The sequence below is a fragment of the Nocardia yamanashiensis NBRC 100130 genome, assembly GCF_001613325.1.
Taxonomy (GTDB): Bacteria; Actinomycetota; Actinomycetes; order Mycobacteriales; family Mycobacteriaceae; genus Nocardia; species Nocardia yamanashiensis.
This window is the reverse complement of sequence record NZ_BDCD01000003.1, coordinates 40,878-60,781: the sequence shown is the minus strand read 5'-3', so window position 1 is coordinate 60,781 and position 19,904 is coordinate 40,878. Positions and strand designations below refer to the sequence as shown.

The window sequence follows — 19,904 nt, the reverse complement described above, 5'->3', positions numbered from 1 at the left end:
GAGGTCAAACCTGAACTTGTTTTCTGATCCAGTTCATAAATAATGATGAACATGGCGCGTCCGAAGAAGCAGGAGAACAGGCGGCACGAGATGGTGGCCGCCGCGACCGCGGCCATCGCCCAGCGCGGGTTGACCGGGCTGCGCATCAAGGACGTCGCGCAGGAGGCGGGACTGTCGGCGGGGCTGGTCAGCTACTACTACCCCTCGATGGAGGATCTGCTGCTCGAGGTGCACGAAGCGGCGGTGGACCGGTTCTACCGGCGCCGGCTCGACGCGGTGCGCGAGTGCTCCGATCCGGTCGAAAGGCTGTACCGGACAGTGCGACTCGGCATCCCCGATACCGCTGACGACCCGCTGTGCGTCGTGCTCTACGAACTGCATGTGCACGCCAGCCGCAATCCCCGGCATTCGGTGCTGATGACCACGCTGTTCGATCTGGAAGTGTCGCTGTACACCACGGCGCTCGAGATCGGCCGCAGTCACGGCGCGTTCACCTTCACCGCGTCCGCCGACGAAATCGCCCGCACGGCAGTCGGATTGGAGGACGCGTTCGGCTTGCACATCGTCGCCCGCAACCGCCGGATCAGCGCGATCGGCGCGCGCAACAGCGTGCTGGGGTATCTGGAGGCCATGCTCGGCTGCCGCCTCGGTGACTTCGACGCGGCCGAGAGCACGGCGATGTCATGAACTCGCAGCGCCGCCCCGACGTGACCCTCACGCAGCTTCGCTACTTCGTGGAAGCGGCGACGTTCCTGAGCATGACCAGGGCCGCCGAACGGCTGATGGTGGCACAGTCGGCGATCTCGTCGTCGATCTCGCAATTGGAGCACCAGATCGGCACGCCCCTGTTCATCCGGCAGCGCTCACGCGGGCTGGTGCTGACCGCCGCGGGCGAGCAGATGCTGCGCGATACCCGCGGCCTGCTCGCGCATCTGGGCGATGTCCTCGACGCCGCGCGCGGTCACGAGGACGCGGTCCGCGGCCGGGTCCGGCTGGCGTCCTTCGTCACTCTGACGCCGTTCCTGCTGCCCCGGCTCATTTCCGAGGTGGGACAGGCACATCCGGAGCTGGAGATCGACGTCGTCGAGGTGCGCCCCGACACCGTGCGGACGGCACTGCGGGACGGCAGCAGCGAGTTGGCGCTGTGCTACGACCTGGGCATCGCCGACGATCTCGAATGCGAGACGCTGGCCACCTACCCGCCGCACGTGGTGCTGCCCCCGGATCATCGGCTGGCGGGCGAGACCGCAATTCGCTTGCGCGATCTGGCCGAGGACCCGATGGTGCTGCTCGACCTGCCGGTGAGCCGCGACTACTTCCTCGCGATGTTCACCGCCGCGGGCGTCACGCCCACCGTCCGGTATCGGACCGGCAGCTACGAAGCCGTGCGCGGGCTGGTGGCGCGCGGGCACGGATTCTCCATCCTCAACCAGCTGCCCGCCTCGGATCTCACCTACGACGGCGGCCGGGTGGTCACCGTCGCGATCGCCGACGAGGTCGAGCCGCTGTCGGTGGTGCTCGCGAGCCTGAAAGGCGTGCAGCGCACCGCCCGGGTGCGCGCGGTCGCCACCCGGATCCGGGCGACCTTCAGCGCATGAATCAGCGCGCACACGGGCCGCGAGCCGGGCGGACTCACCATTTTCGATGATCTGCATCAAAAAACCATAGGCAGGGAAATGCGTCGTTCACATGTTCTGAACACGATGGCGTTGTTTGCTGAACATCATTCATCGAGATGAATCTCAAAGAATGCTCGGCACCCCGAATCGAGACGGAACATGATTGACACCCCGACAGCCCTGGCGACGGAACAATCGGCGCACCTGGTCAAGGCCCTGCGCCGCTTCGACATCGTCTTCCTCATCATCGCCGCTGTCGTCGGCCTGGAAACCCTCGGCCAGGTCTCCACCTTCGGCGCGCAAACCTTCACCTGGGCACTGGTGCTCGCGGTGACCTTCCTGCTGCCCTACGGTCTGGTCTTCGCCGAGGTCGGCTCGACGTTCACCGAGGAGGGCGGCGCCTACACCTGGGTCCGCACGGCCTTCGGCCGCGGCGCCGGCGCGATCGCCGCACTGCTGACCTGGGTCACCCAGCCGGTGTGGGTCGGCGGCTCGATCTCGTTTCTCGCCGCCGCCACCTGGAACGAGCACGTCGGCAGCCTGCCGGCGGGATCAGTGGGCGACTACCTGTTCAAACTCGGCTTCATCTGGCTGACCGTGCTCGCCGCCGTCGTCAGCCTGCGCCGGGGAAAGTGGATTCCGACCATCGGCGCGATCCTGAAACTGGGGTTGCTGCTGTTCTTCGTCGGCACCACCATTGCGTACGCGATCGAGCACGGCATCGCCGGACTCTCCTTCCAGGACTTCAGCCCCACGATGACCGGCCTGCTCGGGGTCACCCCGATCCTGCTGTTCGCCTATCTGGGTTTCGAATCCTCCAGCGCGGCCGCGGCCGAAATGGACAATCCGGCGCGCGACGTCCCCATCTCGCTGCTGCGGTCCTGCCTGACCGCCGCCGCCTGCTACCTGATTCCGATCTTCGCGATCCTGATCGTCGTCCCGAAGGACCAGATCACCGGCATCGGCGGACTGCTCGAGGCCATCGGCACCGTGTTCACCGTCTACGGTCCGGCCGCCGAGCCGCTGGCCACGGTCGCGGCCGTGCTGTTCATCGTGATCCTGATGAGTCAGGGCGCGGCGTGGATGATCATCAGCGATCGGGTGCAGGCGGTCGCGGCCGCGGACGGCGCGTTCTTCGGCGGGTTCTTCGGCGTCTTCCATCATCGGCTGGGCACGCCGCTGCGCGTGAATCTCCTGTCCGGCGTCGTGGCCACGGTGTTCATGCTGGTGGCGATGCAGGTGACCGGTTCCAGCGCTTCGGTTTTCGCCGTCGTGCTGAGCATCTCGATCACCACCTTCCTGCTGAGCTACCTGCTGGTGATTCCGGCGGCGATCCGCCTGCGCACCCGATTCCCGGATCAGCCCCGGCCTTTCCGGGTGCCGGTGGGGAATCGCGGCTTCGCGGCGCTGGGCCTGGTCTGCCTCGCCTGGGTCGCGCTCGGCTCGTTCGTGGCGATCTTCCCCGGCGTCTTGGACAGCCTGTTCGGACTCGAGTACGACTTCCTGGCGGTCTGGGGTGTCGATCGCGCCCAGTTCGAACTGTTCACCCTCGGGACGCTGGCCGTCCTGCTGGTACTCGGCGCGGTCGGGTACTGGCGTGCCGCGGCGGTACGCAATGCGCGCGAACCCATTCCGTCCCTGAGCCCGGCAGAGTAGTCGGCGGAACTGTTTCCATCCGGTGGTAGTGGCGCGGATTGTTCCCGGTGCGGCTCGAATTGTCCCCCCGGCCGCTTCGGCCGCGGCCCTAGGCTTCACGAGCCGAAACTATTCGAGGGGATCACGGTGACGAGAACCGAGCAATTCACTTTCACCAGCAACGGTGATCAACTGGTCGGGCTGTTGCATCTGCCCGACGGGGAGCCCATCGCCGCGGTGGTCACCAGCGGTCCACTGACCTCGGTGAAGGAGCAGGCGGCCGGGGCGTATGCGCGGGCCATGGCCGAGCGCGGGTTCGCGGCGCTGGCGTTCGACCACCGGACCTTCGGGGAGAGCGCGGGGCAGCCGCGCCAGTTCGAGAACGGGTTCGGCAAGGCCGAGGACATCCGGAATGCGGTGACGGCGTTGGGTTCCGACGCGCGGACCGCGCAGTTGCCGGTCGTCGCGGTGGGTGTGTGCGCGGGCGCGGGATACATGGCCCGCGCAGTCGCGGACGATCCGCGGATCCAGGCGTTCACCGGTGTGGCCGGGTTCTACTCCAATACCGCCGCGATGCCGCCGGATCCGGCGGTGCTCGAGCGCGGCCGGGCCGCCGAGGCCAAGTGGCGGGAAACCGGTGAGTCCGAGACCATTCCGGCGGTCGCGCCCGACGGCGGTGACGTGGGCATGCCGCTGCGGGAGGCGTACGAGTTCTACGGGACGCCGCGCGGCGCGGTGCCGAACTACACCAATGGCTATGCGGTGGCGTCGTTCGCCTACGGCGACTTCGATTCCATCGAGGCGGCGGCCCGCATCGCGGTGCCGTTCGCCATGGTGCACTCGGAGAACGCGCTGGTGCCGCCGTTCGCCCGCGAGTTCTTCGCCACCGTGCCCGGTGAGAAGTCCGAGGTGTGGCTGCAGTCGATCGGCCAGATCGACTTCTACGACGACCCGAACCTGATCAACCCCGCGGCCGACGTGGCGGCGGAGTTGTTCCACAAGGTGCTGGGGCGCTGAGCCCCGGCCGGGTCGCTTCCGATCCGTGCGCGGATCACGCGGGGTATCAGCGCACGGAACTCCCGGCGGCCTCTTTCCGGAAGGCGTCGGGGGTCTGACCGGACCAGCGCCGGAACGCGCGGCGCAGGGTGCGGGCATCGGAGTACCCGACCCGCGCCGCGATGGCCTGCACCGGAAGAGCGGTGTCGCGCAACAGATCCCGGGCCTGCGCGTGCCGCACGCTCTCGATTTCCGCGCTCCAGGTGGTGTGCATTTCCGCCAGCCGGCGCTGCAGCGTGCGCGGGCTGATCGCCAGCCGCTGCGCCACCGCTTCCAGCCCGGCGTCACCGTAGGCCAGCGCCTCGGAGATGGCGGCGCGCAGTTTGTCCCGCCAGTCCGGCGTCTTGTACGAGGTGGACTGCAACAGTCCGGCGTACCGGCACAGCACCTCACCCAGGCCGGGATCACCGCCGGTGGGCAGCCGTGCCGCGTTCAGGAAGGTGATCTCGGAGTACGGTGCGCCGAAATCGATACGCCCGGTGCCGAATTCGTCGGCCAGCTCGCGGCGGCGGTGCGTGACACGATGGGTGAACGCGACCCGGGCCGGCACCAGGTACTGCCCGGTGGCTTCGCGGACCCGCCGCAGGATCAGGGTGAGCACGAATTCCTCGACCGGCACGAACACGGGATCGGATTCCACGGCCACGCCCACCCGCACCGTCAGCAGCCCGCCGTCCTCGATGACCTGCCATTCCACCGCCGGATCGGTGACCGCGGAACGGAATTCCATGACCGCGCGCAGACTTTCGGCCAGCGTGGCGCGACTGCTGAACAGGTGATCCCACACCCCGAGCACGCCGCGCTCGGCCGCCGCCGAGGCGCACAGTCCGGCGCCGGGACCGCCGGTGGCGCCGATGAGTTCCCATAATCGCCACGCCGATTCGATGGGCACCCGCAGCCGGTCATCGCCCAGCCCCGCCGGATCGATGTCCGTGAAGGTCCCGATATTCCACGGTGTCGCGCCGACGCGCAGCGCCGTATCCCGCAGAACGACTGCGGTGCGCAGCGGAATGGTGCCTTCGATCACCGGCGGAGTGTAACGAAGCTTTCAGACCGAATGGTCTCTAGCGGGTCACTCCGGCTTCCGCCGTGCGCGAACGGCCTTTTTCAGCCCGCGCCGAGCCATGAAACCGTTCGCCAGTAGGAGCAGCGTCTTGTTCGGGGGCGCGAGGAAACCCGAGCTGGTGTGCGGTGCGTAGACGGCGTCCTGGGCGGTGACCTCGAGCCAGCCGGTGTGCTGCCGGGTTTGTAGTCCGACCAATGCCGGACGATAGGAATGCGCGAAAAGCCCGGCGCGGCGGCCGGATTCGGGCACCGAGTCCGGGACGGTGAGGTGCATGCCTTCGGGTCCGGCGGAAGTGATCTGGACCGGGACCACGGCGGGATAGCCGTCGGCCTGGCGATAGCCCAGCAGCCGATGCGGGAGCTTGGTCACCCGCGCGGCCGCCTTCGTCACCTCCACGCGCGGGCCGGTGCCCTTGGCGGGCGGCGATTGCGGCGCCGCCGCCTCAGCGGGCAGTGGTGCGCCGTACACCTCGGGCGTCTTGGTGGCGGTGAGATCGGGCCAGACCGCGATCCGTTCGACGGCGACCGTCACCAGCACCCGATCGGCGTAGTACGCGCTGAGCCAGCGATCCCAGAACCGGCCGCGCCGCGGTGCGCCCAGATACGGCGTGGCCTGTGCGCCGATACCGTCCAGGGTGGCTTGATCGGGGTGTTCGTCGAAGCTCGCGGTGCCCTGCACCAGCACGTACCGCTGATTGCCCGGATCGCCCAGCCCGTGTTCACGAGCGTGGAAAGCCAAGGCCACCTTGGGATTCCGGGCGATGCGTTCGAGTTTCTTGCCGAAGCCGAGGGAGGTGGTGAAGCCGACGGTGCCGAGCGCCCGGTCGCGCAGCCCGATCGGTGCGACCGCGGTGACGACCACGCCGCCGGCGGGGGTGAGATAGGCCAGCGCGCAGGTCAGGTCGCCGCCGAGAATGTCGTCCACTTCGTCGGGCCAGGTGACTGTCATGGGTGGGAGCGTAGGAACGCCGGGGCTAGTTCGTGTGGCGGTTCGATAACGAGGCGGGAACTTCTGATGGCGATCCCGTGACCGGGCGCGGGGACTTCGAATCACGGTGATCGTGGCCCTGTTCGCGCCGCCCGGACCGCGCAAGGATCGCACCGGACGGTTTCGGCCCGGGGTCGGCGCCGTCGGTCCACGCCCATCGTCCGACCGGAAGGCAGTCCCCGCGTGTCCTCTCCCCCGATCGCCGCCGATCGCGGTGCGCCCGGCGCGAACGGCGCGGCCCCGCCCGTTGCGCGGGAAACCGACAGGCGGCGAACCGTTCTCGGCGCGCCCCGGGTGCGGGCGATCGCGGTGCGGGCGTTCTCGCTGGCGGTCTTCCTGGCCCTGTGGTGGGTGGTCGCCGCCGTCGAACTGGTCGATCCGCGTTTCCTGCCGGGCCCGCAGGCGGTGTGGTCGGCGTTCGTGCGCGCCAACAGCTGGCACGAGCTCGCGCCGGGAGTGCCGCGTGAGGTGCGCGGGGAACAGAACTATTTCCTGTGGGAGCACCTGGTGGCCAGCCTGCAGCGCATCGCCGCCGGGGCGGGTGCGGCCGTGCTGCTCGGGCCGATCGTGGGATTCGTGCTCGGCACCTCGAAGACCGTCGGCGCGGTGGTGGAGCCGTATCTGAACTTCCTGCGCACGCTGCCGCCGCTGGGCTATATCGGGTTGCTCATCGTGTGGTTCGGGATCGGCGACACCTCCAAGATCTGGCTGTTGTTCCTGGCCGCGTTCCCGCCGGTGGTCATCGCCACCATCTCGGGCGTGCACGGCGTCTCGGCCGATCGGATCAATGCCGCCCGGTCCCTGGGCGCGAACCGTTTCCAGGTCACCACCCGGGTCCTGCTGCCCGCCACGCTGCCCGAGGTGATCGGCGGTATCCGCGTCGCCATCGGATTCGCCTGGACCACCGTGGTGGCGGCCGAGTTGAACAATGGCATTCCCGGTATCGGCGGCCTCGCCTTCCTGGCCGGTCAGCAGTTGAACACGGCGCTGACCATGGCCTGCATCATCGTCATCGGCTTGACCGCGCTGAGTCTGGACGCGGGCATCAAATGGATCGGCGCGCTGCTCGTGCCGTGGAAAGGCAAAGCGTGAAAGCCACTTTCGCGGCGCTGGCTCTGGCCGGCGCGCTGACCGTCTCGCTCACCGGCTGCGTGGAATCCGGGCGCACCGAATCCGGCGGCAGCGCCGATCGGCCCGCCTGCCCGGTCGCGGTGGACGAATCCTTCACCGGCACGGTGCGACTCGGCTACCAGGACATTCCCAATGGGGCGCTGGTGGTCAAGGATGCCGGGGTGCTGGAGACCTGCCTGCCCAAGGCCAAGATCACCTGGAGCAAGTTCGCCTCCGGCGCGACCGTGATCCAGGCCTTCGGAGCCAACTCCCTGGATATGGGCCTGCTCGGCAGTTCCGCTGCGGCCCGGGCGATTTCGGCGCCGTTGAACATCGCCATGAAGGTGGTGTGGGTGCACGATGTGATCGGCGCGGCGGAATCGCTGGTGGTGAAGGATCCGGCGATCACCACCGTGGCGGGCCTGCGCGGCAAGAAGATCGCGGTGCCGTTCGCCAGCACCTCGCACTACAGTCTGCTGGCCGCGCTCACCGCCGCCGGGATCGAACGCGAGGTGACGCTGGTCAATATGCAGCCGGACGCCATCGCCGCGGCCTGGCGCGACAGCGGGATCGACGCGGCGTTCATCTGGGAGCCGACGTTGTCGGAGCTGACCAAGAACGGGCACGTGGTGACCACCGCCGCCGAAACCGCCAAGGCCGGCAAGCCGACCTACGATCTCGAGGGCGCCCGCGCCGAATTCGTCACCGCCAACCCGCGTTTCCTCGAGGTCTGGACGGCCGCGCAGAACTGGGCGGTCAAGCTGATCAACAGCTCGCCGGAGGACGCCGCCACCCGCATTTCGGCGCAGCTGGGCATTCCGGTCGCCGATATCCGCAAGCAGCTGACCGAGTACGGCTATGTGGACGCGTCGACCCAGGCCGGGGCCTCCTATCTGGGCAAGCAGCTCGGGGCGGATCTGCGCTCATCGGCGGAATTCCTGTTGAGCCAGGGCGAGATCCAGGGGCTGGCGAGCGCGGAGACCTACACCGGAGCCGTCTACGCCACGGCCGCGGCGAGCTCGAAATGACGGCCGCCGTCGGCGCCCGGGATCGGGTGGCGCTGACCGGGGTCTCGAAAACCTATGAGACCGCGACCGGTTCGACCATCGCCCTCTCCCCCACCGACCTGGTCATCGAACCCGGCGAATTCGTGAGCATCGTCGGCCCGTCCGGCTGCGGCAAAACCACGCTGCTGCAATTGCTCGCCGGTTTCCTGGAACCCACCACCGGCACGCTGGTGGTGGGTGCGGATCGCGTCGCCGGTCCGGCGCCCGAACGGGGCGTGGTCTTCCAGGCTCCCACCCTCTACCCGTGGCTGTCGGTGCGCGGCAATGTCGAATTCGGCCCGAAATGCCGTGGCGTGGACAAGAAGACCCGCCGCGCCGAAGCCGACCGCCTGCTGAAGCTGGTCGGTCTGGCCGATGCCGCTGACAAACGCCCCTACGAGCTCTCGGGCGGCATGCAGCAGCGCGCCCAGATCGCCCGCGTGCTGATCAACGATCCGCGCATCATCCTCATGGACGAGCCGTTCGGCGCGCTCGATCAGCTCACCCGCGAACGGCTCCAGGTCGAGTTGCTGCGCCTGTGGCGGCAGGCCGGGAAAACCATTGTGTTCGTGACGCATTCGGTGGAAGAGGCGGTCTTCCTGTCCACCCGCGTGCTCGTGATGAGCGCCCGTCCCGGCCGGGTGATCGTGGACCGCCGGGTGGAATTGCCCGGCGACGAACCCGGCGGCGTCCGCTCCCTGACGGTCACCGCCACACCCGACTTCCAGGCCCTCAAATCCGAGCTGGCACAAGCGATCTACGCCGCGCACAGCTAGCCGGTCACCTGCTCAGGACTTCATCTCGGCGATCTGGATGAGATTGCCGCAGGTGTCGTCCAGCACGGCGGTGGTGACGGTGCCGTGGTCCACCGGCGGCTGGGTGAAGCGCACGCCGAGCCCGGTCAGGCGCTCGTATTCGGCCTGGATATCGTCCACCGCGAACGAGGTGAACGGAATGCCATCGGCGACAAGGGCTTCCTTCAACGACTTGGACGCCGGGTGCTCGTCGGGTTCCAGCAGGAGCTCGACGCCATCGGGCGCGGCCGGTGACACCACGGTCAGCCAGCTGTGTCCGCCGAGCGGTACCTCGGTCTTCTTCACGAACCCGAGCACGTCGGTGTAGAAGCTCAGCGCCTTGGCCTGATCATCCACCCACACGCTCGTCACATTGATACGCAACATCGTCTACTCCTTCAGCCAGCGGTCAGTGAGGTTTCGCAGCGGTTCCCGATTCAGGTAGTGGAACTTGTACCGGCCTTCGCGGCTCGCGGTCACCAGTCCGGCGGCCGCCAGCACATCCAGATGCTGGGAGATGGCCTGCCGCGTGGACGACATCCCGTGCCGCATGGTCAGCCGCCCGCACAGTTCGAACAGCGTCTGACCGTCCCGTTCGGCGAGCTCGTCGAGAATGACCCGGCGCGTGGGATCGGCCAGCGCCTTGAACACCTCGGCGGGATCGGTACCGTCGCTCACCCCGCCCACTATAGGCAAGTAACCACTTGCATGTCACGTACCCAGTCCTCACCCACCGAAGAGACCCCGTCGTCGGCACCCTCCCGCACCGCCCCTCGTCACCCTCCCCACCGAAGCGAGCCCGACCGTCGTTGCCTCTCCCCGCCAACGAAGCGAGCCCCCACCGTCGTCAGACGGTGGGGGCTCGATCTTGCTCTTGAAAGCCGGAGCGCTTACAGGTAAGCGCCGCAGACCGGCCACGCGCCGCGGCCCTGGCCGGCGAGCACGTTCTCGGCCACGCGGATCTGCTCCTCGCGGCTGGCGTTGGCGGCGTTGCCCGAGCCGCCGTAGGCGTTCCAGGTGCTCTGGGTGAACTGCAGGCCGCCGTAGAAGCCGTTGCCGGTGTTGGCGGCCCAGTTGCCGCTGCTCTCGCACTGCGCGACGGCGTCCCAGTTGCCGCTCGCGGCCGACGCGGTCGCGGTGGACAGCGCGAACGGGATGGACACGAGCGCGCCGACGGCCGCGGTGGCGGCGAGCATGCGGGAGGTGAGCTTCCGGTTGCGATGCATAAGTTGGGTTCCCTACCTGCGCCCTTCCGGCCCGCGCTCGAAGCGGCGGGTCCCCGTCCCCAGGGATGTCGGTTGCGTTCGAATCGCGGGACGGGCTTGCTGGTGTTCGGCGATTCGAGTTCGAGCCCGGTTATCCGAGCCGAAAGCGACGGTAACGGAACAATCACGGCGAATCACGTTGCGATCACGGTGGGTTGACAAATGGGAATACACGAGATCCGCGCAGTTTTCGCAGATGGCATCGGATGGATAACGAATTACAAATACCGAATTTACGGCCGATAATGTGACGGAGGTCACGTGAATTTAGTGATCCGGCTCGCGTAATACAAAGCGAGCACAAAACGATGCCGTTTATCCGGCGCGCCCGCGCGGCAGCATTCGAAATTCGTGCGCTGACCGGCTGGGATCGCGCTGCGCGCAATCATTGCCGCCGGTCGCGGCGCTGGGGATAGTGCCGGGAACGTCGTTCTACCCGGCAGGAGCAGCCATGAAACCCACCGATGAGCCCCGTTCCGGCACCCGCGCGGTCGATCGCGCCATCCAGGTCCTGAACTGCTTCGAGGGCGACGATCCGGAGTTGTCGCTGGTCGAGCTGGCGGCCCGGGCCGGATTGCCGGTCAGCACCACGCATCGGCTGGCGCAGGCGCTGGTGCGCGGCGGCCTGCTCGAACAGGACCCGGCCACCGATCGTTACCGCATCGGTCACGGTCTGGCCTCGCTGGCGCGCCCGGCGCTCACCCGCCTCGGCCTGGATTCGGCCGCCCCGCACCTGTACGCGCTGGCCGCGGGCATCAAGATCACTGTGAGCGTGAGCGTGGCCGAGGATCGCGACGCGGTCACCGTGTTCCAGGCCCGGCCGCCGGTGTTCTTCTGCCCGAACCAGGTCCCGCGCGCCCGCCAGCCGCTGCGCGCCAGCGCGGTCGGGCATGCGCTGCTGGCCTTCTCCCCCGGCCGGGCCATCGCCGAAGGTCATGCCGCGCAGTGGGATTCGAAGCCCGCCCTGCCGCACGTGGAGCTGGATCGGGTGCGCCGCACGGGATTCGCCAGTGAGCTCATCGACACCGAGGATCCGATCCGGGCCATCGCCGTGCCCATCGTCGGACCGGACCGGCGGGTGCGCGGCGCGCTGGGCGTGCAGGCGCGCTCGGCCCGGCTGGACGACTCCCTGGTGCGCAGTATCGTGCCCGCCATGCGGGTGGCCGCGGGCCGGATCGCCCCGCTTTTCCAAACCGCCGGTGGGCCAATGCTTTCCGTCGCCGAATTAGAATCACGCTGATTTCCACATCGTGAAACCGAGGTTGCCGTCCCGCCGCGCGCACCGCACCATTGCGGGCAACCTCGAGCACCATCGTCTCTTCCGCAAGGACTACTCCCGCAAAGGACTCGGAGTGATCCCTTCCGATCTCACCCGGCGCCGCGCACTCGATCTCATGCGCGTCGCGCACGGCATCTGTCACGCCTGATTCGTTCGTATTCCACGTCGCCACCGGCGAATTCACCGAAAGAATCAGCAATGCATTCCATTTCCCGTAGCTCACGGCTGCGGCGCGCCCTGGTGGCCGCGCTCGCCGTCACCTCCGCACTTGCCACGCTGTCCGGGTGCGCGAAAACCGATGCCGGCACCACCGCCGACGGCAAGACCGTGCTGCGGTATCAGGGCAGCACCAGCCAGGTCACGCCGTTCGAACTGGCCGCCGATCTCGGCTACTTCTCCAAGATCGATCTGCATTGGGAGGGCGACACCACCAGCGGTCCGGCCAATATCCAGGCCGCCGCGACCAAGCAGATCGAATTCGGCAGCGCCTTCAACGGCGCGGTCGTGAAGCTCATCGCGGGCGGCGCGCCCGTCACTTCGGTGCTGAGTTCCTACGGCGCGGACGAGCAATCGTTCACCGGCTATTTCGTCCGCGACGATTCCGGCATCACCTCCGCGCGCGATCTGATCGGCAAGAAGGTCGGCGTCAATACCCTCGGCGCGCACCACGAATTCATCACCCGGCAGTGGCTGCACGATCAAGGCCTGAGCGATCAGGAGATCAAGCAGGTGCAGCTGGTGGTGCTGCCGCCGGCCAATACCGAGGACGCGCTGCGCAACAAGCAGATCGATGTGGCGGCCCTGGGTTCGGTGTTCCGGGATACCGCGGTGGGCCGTGGCGGAGTGCACCCGCTCTACACCGACAAGGACCTGTTCGGGCAATTCGATTACGGCACCTACGTTTTCCGGAACGACTACATCAAGGAACATCCGGAAGCGGTGCGTGATTTCGTGCAGGGCACCGCGCGGGCGACGCGCTGGTTGCAGATCACGCCGCGCGACGAGGTGCTGGCCAAATTCAAGACCATTATCGAGAAGCGCGGCCGCAACGAGAACGTGAATCTGCTCCAGTACTGGAAGAGTTCGGGCATTCCGGTGCCGGGCGGCGTGATCGCCGAACGCGAATTGCAGATCTGGGTCGATTGGCTGGTCCGCAATGGCGAACTGCCCGCGGGCAAGGTCGCGGCCAAGGACATCTACACCAACAAGGACAACCCGTACGCCAATGGCACATACCCGGCCAGCAGCGGGCCGAGCGGTGAGCAGGTCGCGAAATGACCACGGCGACTGTGAAACTCGCGCTGTCCGGAGTGCGCAAGGAGTTCCCGGTCCGCGGTGAGCGCGACACCCTCACCGCCATCGAGGACATCAGCGTGGACGTGCGCGCCGGGGAGTTCCTGGTGCTCGTCGGCCCCAGCGGTTCGGGCAAATCGACCCTGCTGGATCTGCTGGGCGGGCTGAGCAAGCCGACGGCCGGGCAGATCCTCCTCGACGGCGCGCCCATCGCCGGTCCGGGCCTGGATCGCGGCATCGTGTTCCAGCAGTACGCGCTGCTGCCCTGGCGCACCGCCCGCGCCAATATCGAATTCGGCTTGGAGGCCAAGGGCGTTCGCCGTCCTGAGCGCCGGCGGATCGCGGACGAATACCTGGAGCTGGTCGGGCTGGCCGGCTTCGGGAACCGGTATCCGCACGAATTGTCCGGCGGCATGAAGCAGCGGGTGGCCATCGCGCGCAGCCTGGCCTTCGATCCCGAGGTGCTGCTCATGGACGAGCCGTTCGCGGCGCTGGACGCCCAGACCCGGGAGTCGTTGCAGGACGAGCTGTTGCGGATCTGGCGCACCACCGGCAAGACGATTCTGTTCATCACCCACGGCATCGACGAAGCGGTGTATCTGGGGCAGCGGGTGGCGGTGCTGACCTCGCGGCCCGGCCGGGTCAAGGCCGTGGTGGACATCGACCTGGATCGCGACGGGGATCCCGATGTCCGCTCCAGCGAACGCTTCCGCGATATCCGCCATCACATCTGGACCCTGCTGCACGACGAGGTCACCCGGGCGCAGGGACTCGAGAAAGCGGCCCTGGCCGCGGACGGGAACAGCCATGTCTAGTGCCATCGCTCTCGGACCGGTCACCACCGCCCCGCCGGTCACCGACACCGCTGCGCCCGCGGTCGAACCGGCGACCCGGACCAGTGCGGCCGCCGGCTCACCGGCCGCGCGAATCGCCCGCACGACCGCCCGGCTGGGCTGGCGAATCGTCAAACCGACGCTGGTCATCGCCCTGTTCCTGGCGCTGTGGGAGGCCGCGCCCCGGCTCGGACTGGTGGACGAGGTATTCCTGCCGCCGTTCAGCGCGGTGCTCGACGCCGGGCTCGAGCTGATCCGCACCGGCCAGCTGCAGGAGCACGTGTCCGCCAGCCTCGGCCGGTCGCTGGCCGGGTTCGCCATCGCATTGAGCACGGCGGTTCCGGTGGGTGTGGCCATCGCCTGGTATCGGCCGGTCGCGGAGTTCCTGAGCCCGATTCTCGAACTGTTCCGCAATACCGCGGCGCTGGCGCTGCTGCCGGTGTTCGTGCTCATCCTGGGCATCGGCGAGACCTCCAAGATCGCCCTGGTGGTGTACGCCAGCTTCTTCCCGATCCTGCTCAACACCATCACCGGGGTGCGGACCGTGGACCCGCTGCTGGTGAAATCGGCGGTGTCGCTGGGGTTCTCGCCGCTGCCGCTGTTCCGCAAGGTGGTGCTGCCGGCCGCGGTGCCGAGCATCTTCACCGGTATCCGCATGGCGGCCTCGGCGTCCATCCTGGTGCTCATCGCGGCCGAAATGGTCGGTGCGCGTGCGGGTCTGGGCTATCTGATCACCGCCGCGCAGCAGAACTTCCAGATTCCCGACATGTACGCGGGCATCGTGGCCATCTCCCTGGTCGGGCTGAGCTTCAACGGGCTGCTGGTCGCAATCGAGCGGCGACTCTCCCGCTGGCGCGTCCAGTCCTGATCCCCGAACTTCCCGAAGGACAATTCGTATGTCGCAGTCACGCAAGCCTTTTCATCTCAATGCCTTCCTGATGGGCGTCGGCCACCACGAGGCGGCCTGGCGGCATCCGCGCACCGAGGCGCACCGGGTGCTGGATGTGAAGCACTTCCAGGAGCTGGGCCGCATCGCCGAGCGCGGCAAACTGGATTCGGTGTTCTTCGCCGACGGGCTGGCCGTGGGGCCGCGCATCAAGCGCAATACCCTCGCCGTGTTCGAGCCGGTCACGCTGCTGTCGGCGATCGCCACCGCCACCGAACGGGTGGGGCTCATCGCCACCGCGTCCACCACCTACAACGAGCCGTTCAATCTGGCCCGCAAGTTCGCCTCGCTCGATCACATCAGCGGCGGGCGGGCCGGCTGGAACATCGTCACCTCCGGCAACGAGGACGAGGCGTTCAATTTCGGTTACGACGTCATCCCCGAGCACGCGCGCCGCTACGAGCGGGCGCAGGAATTCGTGGACGTGGCCGTGCAGCTGTGGGACAGCTGGGAATCCGAGGCCATCGTGCTCGACGAAGAGGCTGGAATCTTCGCCGACCCGGACAAGGTGCACACCCTCGATTACCAAGGTGAGCGCTTCCGGGTGCGCGGGCCGTTGAACTCGCCGCGCGGCCCGCAGGGACGGCCGCTGCTGGTGCAGGCCGGATCCTCCGAGAGCGGCAAGGAATTCGCGGCCCGCTACGCCGAGGCCGTGTTCACCGCGCAGCGCGGTATCGACGAGGGGCGGGCGTTCTACCGCGATCTGAAGTCGCGGCTGGCCAAGTACGGTCGCTCGGCCGACGAGCTGAAGGTGCTGCCGGGTCTGGTGCCGTTCATCGCCGACACCGAGGAACAGGCGCGAGCGCTCGAGCAGGAGTTCACCGACCTCATCTCCCCCGATTACGCGCTCAAACAGCTGTCCTCGCTGCTGGGTGTGGATCTCACCGAGCACGCGCTCGACGCGCCGTTGCCGCCGCTGCCCGCCGAGAGCGAGATCGAAGGCGGCAAGAGCCGGTTCACCTTGGTCAAGGAGCTGGCCGAGCGCGAGGAGCTCACCGTGCGGCAGTTGATCGGCAAGCTCGGCGGCGGGCGCGGGCATCGCACCTTCGCGGGCACGCCCGAGCAGATCGCCGACGAGCTGCAGAGCTGGTACGAGCAGGGCGCGGCCGACGGCTTCAACATCATGCCGCCGTATCTGCCGGGCGGACTCGAGGACTTCGTCGACCGGGTGGTGCCGATCCTGCAGGAGCGCGGACTGTTCCGCACCGAGTACACCGCCACCACCCTGCGCGGGCATTACGGGCTCGAACCGGTCGAGAGCCAGTTCGCCGCCCGGGAGGACGCGCGGGCCACCGCGTGAATCGATTCATCCGATAACCCTGAGGAATTCATCATGACCACTGTGGCCGAAAACCGTACCGGCACTTTCACCATCGCACCCGTGGCCGGGCATATCGGGGCGGAGATCCGCGGTATCGATCTGCGCGCCGACTTCACCGACGCGCAGATCGCCGAGCTCACCGCGGCGCTGCACGAATACAAGGTGCTGTTCTTCCGCGATCAGCAGATCGGGCACGCCGAGCAGATCGCGTTCTCGCGGCGGTTCGGCGCGGTCACGCCGTCGCATCCCTATGACGACGACGCGCCCACCGAGTACCCGGAGATCCTGGCCGTGGACAGCCGCCTGTACGAGAAGCGGTTCGGCAAGCGGAAGTTCAGCTACACCAACCATTGGCACACCGATGTCTCGCCGCTGATCAATCCCCCGGCGGCATCGCTGCTGCGGGCCGAGATCGCGCCCGAACGCGGCGGCGACACCCAGTGGACCAACCTGGCGGCGGCCTATGCCGGGCTGCCGGAATCGCTGCGCTCGTTCCTGGACGGGCTGCGGGCCGAGCACCGGTTCGGCGGGAAGCTGCCGGCCTGGGACGCCGAGAGCGATTACGCCAAGCGGGTGGCGGCCGCGCCGCTGGTGACCGAGCATCCGGTGGTGCGGGTGCATCCGGTGACCGGGGAACGGGTCCTGTTCGTGAATCCGGGGTTCACCACCCGCATCATCGGATTGAGCCCGCGGCAGAGCGACGCGCTGCTGGAGCTGCTGTACGCGGAGCTGTCCGATCCCGCCTACACGGTGCGATTCCGTTGGGAGCAGGGCAGTCTCGCGTTCTGGGACAATCGCGCCACCGCGCATCTCGCGCCCAGCGATCTGGACCATCTGGACGTGACCCGGGTGTTGTACCGCACCACGCTCGAGGGTGAGGTGCCGGTCGGAGTGGACGGGCAGGAGTCGCGCTCCATCGCCGGGGAACGGTTCGTGGGTTCGTCGAACTGACCCCGAACAGCGGCGAGCCCCTCGATCGATGCGGTCGAGGGGCGCGTCGGCGTCAGCGGCCCAGCGGGCGCGGCGGCTGCGCGGGCGGATCACCCGGATCCGGGCGATACCGTTGCGGCGGTTGCTGTTCCAGGCGCGGCCGGGGCGGGATGCCGGTCGGTTCCACCGGGGTGCGGGCATCGGCTTCGGCGGCGCGCACCGCGCGTTCGGCGGCCGGATCGGTGGCGGTGTCGAACCAGTCGGCGACCTCGTCGGAATCGTCCTCGGGACGTTCGGCGGGCTCGGTGTCCGGGGCCGGTTCGTAGCGGAAGACGCCGTCGGCGCCCTTGGTGGCGAAGTTCTGGGCGAAACCCTCCAGGGCCTTGCCGAAATCGCTCGGCACCAGCCACACCTTGTTGGCGTCGCCCTTGGCGACCAGCGGCAGCGTCTGCATGTACTGGTAGGCCAGCAGTTCCGGGGTCGGCTTGCCGGATTTGATTGCGGCGAACACCTTTTCGATGGCCTTGGCTTGACCTTGCGCCTGCAGATAGGCGGCGGCCCGCTCACCCTGGGCGCGCAGGATGCGGGACTGGCGTTCGCCTTCGGCCGACAGAATGGCCGACTGCTTGGAGCCTTCGGCGGCCAGGATCTGCGCCTGCTTCTGGCCTTCGGCGGTCTTGATCGAGGCTTCGCGCTGGCCTTCCGCGGTGAGGATCATGGCGCGCTTCTCGCGATCGGCCTTCATCTGCTTCTCCATCGATTCCTGGATCGACGGGGGCGGATCGATGGCCTTCAGTTCCACGCGCGACACGCGCAGGCCCCAGCGCCCGGTGGCCTCGTCCAGCACGCCGCGCAGCTGGCTGTTGATCTGATCGCGGGAGGTGAGGGTTTCCTCCAGGGTCATGCCGCCGACCACATTGCGCAGCGTGGTGATGGTCAGCTGTTCCACGGCCGCAATGTAATTGGAGATCTCGTAGACCGCGGCCTGCGGGCTGGTGACCTGGAAGTAGACGACCGAGTCGATCTGCACGGTCAGGTTGTCCTGCGTGATGACCGGCTGCGGCGGGAACGAGACGACCCGCTCGCGCAGGTCCACCTTGGCGCGCACCCGGTCCGCGAACGGCACCAGGAACGTCAACTGCCCGGACACGGTTCGCGAATACCGCCCTAGTCGTTCGATGACGGCGGCCTCGGCCTGCGGCACCAGCGCCACCGATTTGAACACCACGACCACGACCAGCAGGATCAATACCGCGGCGACTATGAGTACAGCCATGATTTACGGCCCTTTCCAGACGACGGCGGTCGCGCCGTCGATCTTCATGATGCACACGGTCGCGCCCACCTCGAAAGTCTCCGACGGGTCGAACGGCCGTGCGCTCCAGACCTCACCGTCCACCTTCACCCGGCCGCCGTGCTCGTCGACCGCCTCCAGCACCTTCGCGGTCTTGCCCGGCAGCGCGGCGACGCCGGTCTGATGCGGGGGCGGAGTCGCGAAGCGCCGCAACAGGAACGGGCGCACCAGCAGTATGAGCACGAGCGCGGCGACGCCGAACACCACGGCGTCCACCACCACGGAAGTCCCCGCCAGCCCGCTGACCCCCGCCGTGATCAGCGCGGCGCCCCCGAGCATGAGCAACGTGAGATCGCCGATGAGCATCTCCGCGGCCGCGAGGAGGATCCCCGCGACCAGCCAAACGATTGCGGCCACCCACCCAACACTAGTCGGCGGGCCCGTTCGCGGCCGCTTTTCGTGATCATCCTGCCGCCGGAACCGCCCATTTCAGATCAATCCGCCCGGGCCGCTGCGGCGTGCCCCACACTCGGGCCCCGATTGGGCGCGGCGCGACCGCATTTCGCGGCCCGCCCCGGTACCCTCGCCCCCGTGAACGGGCAGCACGGTTACGGCGACATCTTCTCGGGGCATTCCAGGACGCGCAAACGCGAGGTCCCCACCGTGGTCGCGGACCGCGACCTGGTCGCCGAGGACGCCGCTACCGGATTCTGCGGCGCCGTAGTCGGTTTCGACCGCACCTACGACGGCGATTTCGTGAAACTCGAGGACCGCGCCGGCCGCGTCCGCCTCTTCGCCCTCCGCGAAGCCGCCTTCCTCATCGACGGCCAGCCGGTCACCCTGGTGCGCCCCAAAGCCGCTCCCCAGCAGCAGCCCACCCGCTCGGCCTCCGGCTCCACGCGCGTCGCGGGCCTCAAAGCCCAGGTGGCCAAGGCCAGCCGCATCTGGGTGGAAGGCATCCACGACGCCGCCCTCGTCGAACGCGTCTGGGGCCACGACCTGCGCGTCGAGGGCGTCGTCGTCGAACAACTCGAAGGCCTCGACCACCTCGCCACCCGCCTCACCGACTTCCACCCCGCCCCCGGCCGCCGCGTCGGCGTCCTGGTGGACCACCTCGTCACCGGCTCCAAGGAAACCGGCCTGACCACCGGCCTCGGCCCCCACGTCCTGGTCACCGGCCACCCCTACATCGACGTCTGGCAAGCCGTCCGCCCCGCCGCGGTAGGCATCAAGGCCTGGCCCGAAGTCCCCCGCGGCGAAGAATGGAAAACCGGCATCTGCCGCCGATTGGGCTGGGGCACACCACAAGACGGCTGGCGCCGCGTCTACAACGCCGTCACCTCCTACCGCGACCTCGAAACCCCCCTCATCGGCGCGGTGGAACGCCTCATCGACTTCGTCACCGAACCCGAATAACCCGGCCGTCGATT

Annotated in this window: 22 protein-coding genes; 15 read left to right on the top strand and 7 right to left on the bottom strand. The window is 68.1% G+C overall.

What is annotated here, in order from left to right:
• The first annotated feature begins 51 nt into the window (after window positions 1–51).
• The 4 genes from NY1_RS03375 to NY1_RS03360 all read left to right on the top strand — a co-directional run bounded on the left by NY1_RS03375 (window position 52) and on the right by NY1_RS03360 (window position 4,271).
• Window positions 52–687, top strand: a complete 636-nt coding sequence (locus tag NY1_RS03375) for a TetR/AcrR family transcriptional regulator (protein WP_067708226.1) — start codon at window positions 52–54, stop codon at window positions 685–687.
• Window positions 684–1,598, top strand: a complete 915-nt coding sequence (locus NY1_RS03370) for a LysR family transcriptional regulator (RefSeq protein ID WP_067708109.1) — start codon at window positions 684–686, stop codon at window positions 1,596–1,598. Before NY1_RS03375 ends, NY1_RS03370 begins: the two co-directional genes overlap by 4 nt.
• A gap of 180 nt (window positions 1,599–1,778) precedes the next feature.
• On the top strand, window positions 1,779–3,275 hold the full coding sequence (locus NY1_RS03365; protein WP_067708105.1) for an APC family permease: 1,497 nt from the start codon (window positions 1,779–1,781) through the stop codon (window positions 3,273–3,275).
• Between the two features lie 126 nt (window positions 3,276–3,401).
• The gene (locus NY1_RS03360) at window positions 3,402–4,271 is read left to right on the top strand and encodes an alpha/beta hydrolase (RefSeq protein WP_067708103.1); all 870 of its coding nucleotides are present in this window, start codon (window positions 3,402–3,404) and stop codon (window positions 4,269–4,271) included.
• A gap of 46 nt (window positions 4,272–4,317) precedes the next feature.
• Here NY1_RS03360 and NY1_RS03355 read toward each other — a convergent pair whose 3' ends face one another.
• Together NY1_RS03355 and NY1_RS03350 are read right to left on the bottom strand one after the other, a co-directional pair.
• A complete protein-coding gene (locus NY1_RS03355) occupies window positions 4,318–5,337 on the bottom strand; it encodes an AraC family transcriptional regulator (protein ID WP_067708100.1) in 1,020 nt (339 codons plus the stop codon).
• Window positions 5,338–5,382: 45 nt separating this feature from the next.
• Window positions 5,383–6,324 (bottom strand): pyridoxamine 5'-phosphate oxidase family protein, encoded by a 942-nt coding sequence (locus NY1_RS03350; protein WP_067708098.1) that lies wholly within the window; start codon window positions 6,322–6,324, stop codon window positions 5,383–5,385.
• Window positions 6,325–6,657: 333 nt separating this feature from the next.
• Here NY1_RS03350 and NY1_RS03345 point away from each other — a divergent pair, with 333 nt between their 5' ends.
• Genes NY1_RS03345 through NY1_RS03335 form a run of 3 tightly spaced genes read left to right on the top strand, consistent with a single transcriptional unit; the run spans window position 6,658 to window position 9,295 of the window.
• Window positions 6,658–7,455: an ABC transporter permease gene (locus NY1_RS03345; protein WP_084534616.1), complete on the top strand. Its 798-nt coding sequence runs from the start codon at window positions 6,658–6,660 to the stop codon at window positions 7,453–7,455.
• Window positions 7,452–8,501: a taurine ABC transporter substrate-binding protein gene (locus tag NY1_RS03340; protein ID WP_233039564.1), complete on the top strand. Its 1,050-nt coding sequence runs from the start codon at window positions 7,452–7,454 to the stop codon at window positions 8,499–8,501. The genes NY1_RS03345 and NY1_RS03340 overlap by 4 nt, the downstream gene beginning before the upstream one ends.
• On the top strand, window positions 8,498–9,295 hold the full coding sequence (locus NY1_RS03335; protein WP_067708093.1) for an ABC transporter ATP-binding protein: 798 nt from the start codon (window positions 8,498–8,500) through the stop codon (window positions 9,293–9,295). The genes NY1_RS03340 and NY1_RS03335 overlap by 4 nt, the downstream gene beginning before the upstream one ends.
• 12 nt (window positions 9,296–9,307) lie before the next feature.
• On the opposite strand, the gene NY1_RS03330 is transcribed toward NY1_RS03335, so the two are convergent.
• The 3 genes from NY1_RS03330 to NY1_RS03320 form a co-directional block, all read right to left on the bottom strand.
• On the bottom strand, window positions 9,308–9,697 hold the full coding sequence (locus NY1_RS03330; protein WP_174567153.1) for a VOC family protein: 390 nt from the start codon (window positions 9,695–9,697) through the stop codon (window positions 9,308–9,310).
• Between the two features lie 6 nt (window positions 9,698–9,703).
• Complete coding sequence (locus tag NY1_RS03325; RefSeq protein WP_067708220.1) at window positions 9,704–9,991, bottom strand: ArsR/SmtB family transcription factor; 288 nt, start codon at window positions 9,989–9,991, stop codon at window positions 9,704–9,706.
• 212 nt (window positions 9,992–10,203) lie between these two features.
• Window positions 10,204–10,539: a transglycosylase family protein gene (locus tag NY1_RS03320; protein ID WP_067708088.1), complete on the bottom strand. Its 336-nt coding sequence runs from the start codon at window positions 10,537–10,539 to the stop codon at window positions 10,204–10,206.
• Window positions 10,540–11,029: 490 nt separating this feature from the next.
• Between NY1_RS03320 and NY1_RS03315 the strand changes: the two genes are divergently transcribed.
• From NY1_RS03315 to NY1_RS03290, 7 genes are read left to right on the top strand one after another with little or no spacing between them, the layout of a single operon-like run.
• Window positions 11,030–11,818, top strand: coding sequence for an IclR family transcriptional regulator (locus NY1_RS03315; RefSeq protein WP_067708087.1), 789 nt, complete (start codon window positions 11,030–11,032; stop codon window positions 11,816–11,818).
• A 10-nt stretch (window positions 11,819–11,828) separates the two neighbouring features.
• Window positions 11,829–12,005 carry a hypothetical protein gene (locus NY1_RS42605; protein ID WP_157762016.1) on the top strand — a complete coding sequence of 59 codons (177 nt, stop codon included), beginning with the start codon at window positions 11,829–11,831 and terminating at the stop codon, window positions 12,003–12,005.
• 50 nt (window positions 12,006–12,055) lie between these two features.
• Window positions 12,056–13,135: an ABC transporter substrate-binding protein gene (locus NY1_RS03310; protein ID WP_067708084.1), complete on the top strand. Its 1,080-nt coding sequence runs from the start codon at window positions 12,056–12,058 to the stop codon at window positions 13,133–13,135.
• Entirely contained in the window at window positions 13,132–13,965 is an 834-nt protein-coding gene (locus tag NY1_RS03305) for an ABC transporter ATP-binding protein (RefSeq protein ID WP_067708082.1), read from the top strand. Before NY1_RS03310 ends, NY1_RS03305 begins: the two co-directional genes overlap by 4 nt.
• A complete protein-coding gene (locus tag NY1_RS03300) occupies window positions 13,958–14,851 on the top strand; it encodes an ABC transporter permease (RefSeq protein ID WP_067708081.1) in 894 nt (297 codons plus the stop codon). The genes NY1_RS03305 and NY1_RS03300 overlap by 8 nt, the downstream gene beginning before the upstream one ends.
• 28 nt (window positions 14,852–14,879) lie before the next feature.
• On the top strand, window positions 14,880–16,229 hold the full coding sequence (locus NY1_RS03295; protein ID WP_067708078.1) for an LLM class flavin-dependent oxidoreductase: 1,350 nt from the start codon (window positions 14,880–14,882) through the stop codon (window positions 16,227–16,229).
• 33 nt (window positions 16,230–16,262) lie between these two features.
• Window positions 16,263–17,201 (top strand): TauD/TfdA dioxygenase family protein, encoded by a 939-nt coding sequence (locus NY1_RS03290; RefSeq protein WP_067708075.1) that lies wholly within the window; start codon window positions 16,263–16,265, stop codon window positions 17,199–17,201.
• A gap of 52 nt (window positions 17,202–17,253) precedes the next feature.
• On the opposite strand, the gene NY1_RS03285 is transcribed toward NY1_RS03290, so the two are convergent.
• Entirely contained in the window at window positions 17,254–18,456 is a 1,203-nt protein-coding gene (locus tag NY1_RS03285) for an SPFH domain-containing protein (protein WP_067708072.1), read from the bottom strand.
• Between the two features lie 3 nt (window positions 18,457–18,459).
• On the bottom strand, window positions 18,460–18,891 hold the full coding sequence (locus tag NY1_RS03280) for an NfeD family protein (protein WP_067708069.1): 432 nt from the start codon (window positions 18,889–18,891) through the stop codon (window positions 18,460–18,462).
• Window positions 18,892–19,065: 174 nt separating this feature from the next.
• Between NY1_RS03280 and NY1_RS03275 the strand changes: the two genes are divergently transcribed.
• Window positions 19,066–19,890 carry a DUF3097 domain-containing protein gene (locus NY1_RS03275; protein ID WP_067708066.1) on the top strand — a complete coding sequence of 275 codons (825 nt, stop codon included), beginning with the start codon at window positions 19,066–19,068 and terminating at the stop codon, window positions 19,888–19,890.
• The last annotated feature ends 14 nt before the right edge of the window (window positions 19,891–19,904 follow it).

Bases quoted from the DNA above. Each gene is read 5' to 3' on its own strand.
- NY1_RS03335 (WP_067708093.1), top strand. From the start codon at position 8,498: ATGACGGCCGCCGTCGGCGCCCGGGATCGGGTGGCGCTGACCGGGGTC.
- NY1_RS03320 (WP_067708088.1), bottom strand. From the start codon at position 10,539: ATGCATCGCAACCGGAAGCTCACCTCCCGCATGCTCGCCGCCACCGCG.
- NY1_RS03370 (WP_067708109.1), top strand. From the start codon at position 684: ATGAACTCGCAGCGCCGCCCCGACGTGACCCTCACGCAGCTTCGCTAC.
- NY1_RS03310 (WP_067708084.1), top strand. From the start codon at position 12,056: ATGCATTCCATTTCCCGTAGCTCACGGCTGCGGCGCGCCCTGGTGGCC.
- NY1_RS03295 (WP_067708078.1), top strand. From the start codon at position 14,880: ATGTCGCAGTCACGCAAGCCTTTTCATCTCAATGCCTTCCTGATGGGC.
- NY1_RS03285 (WP_067708072.1), bottom strand. From the start codon at position 18,456: ATGGCTGTACTCATAGTCGCCGCGGTATTGATCCTGCTGGTCGTGGTC.
- NY1_RS03300 (WP_067708081.1), top strand. From the start codon at position 13,958: ATGTCTAGTGCCATCGCTCTCGGACCGGTCACCACCGCCCCGCCGGTC.
- NY1_RS03315 (WP_067708087.1), top strand. From the start codon at position 11,030: ATGAAACCCACCGATGAGCCCCGTTCCGGCACCCGCGCGGTCGATCGC.
- NY1_RS03365 (WP_067708105.1), top strand. From the start codon at position 1,779: ATGATTGACACCCCGACAGCCCTGGCGACGGAACAATCGGCGCACCTG.
- NY1_RS03375 (WP_067708226.1), top strand. From the start codon at position 52: ATGGCGCGTCCGAAGAAGCAGGAGAACAGGCGGCACGAGATGGTGGCC.
- NY1_RS03305 (WP_067708082.1), top strand. From the start codon at position 13,132: ATGACCACGGCGACTGTGAAACTCGCGCTGTCCGGAGTGCGCAAGGAG.
- NY1_RS03350 (WP_067708098.1), bottom strand. From the start codon at position 6,324: ATGACAGTCACCTGGCCCGACGAAGTGGACGACATTCTCGGCGGCGAC.
- NY1_RS03290 (WP_067708075.1), top strand. From the start codon at position 16,263: ATGACCACTGTGGCCGAAAACCGTACCGGCACTTTCACCATCGCACCC.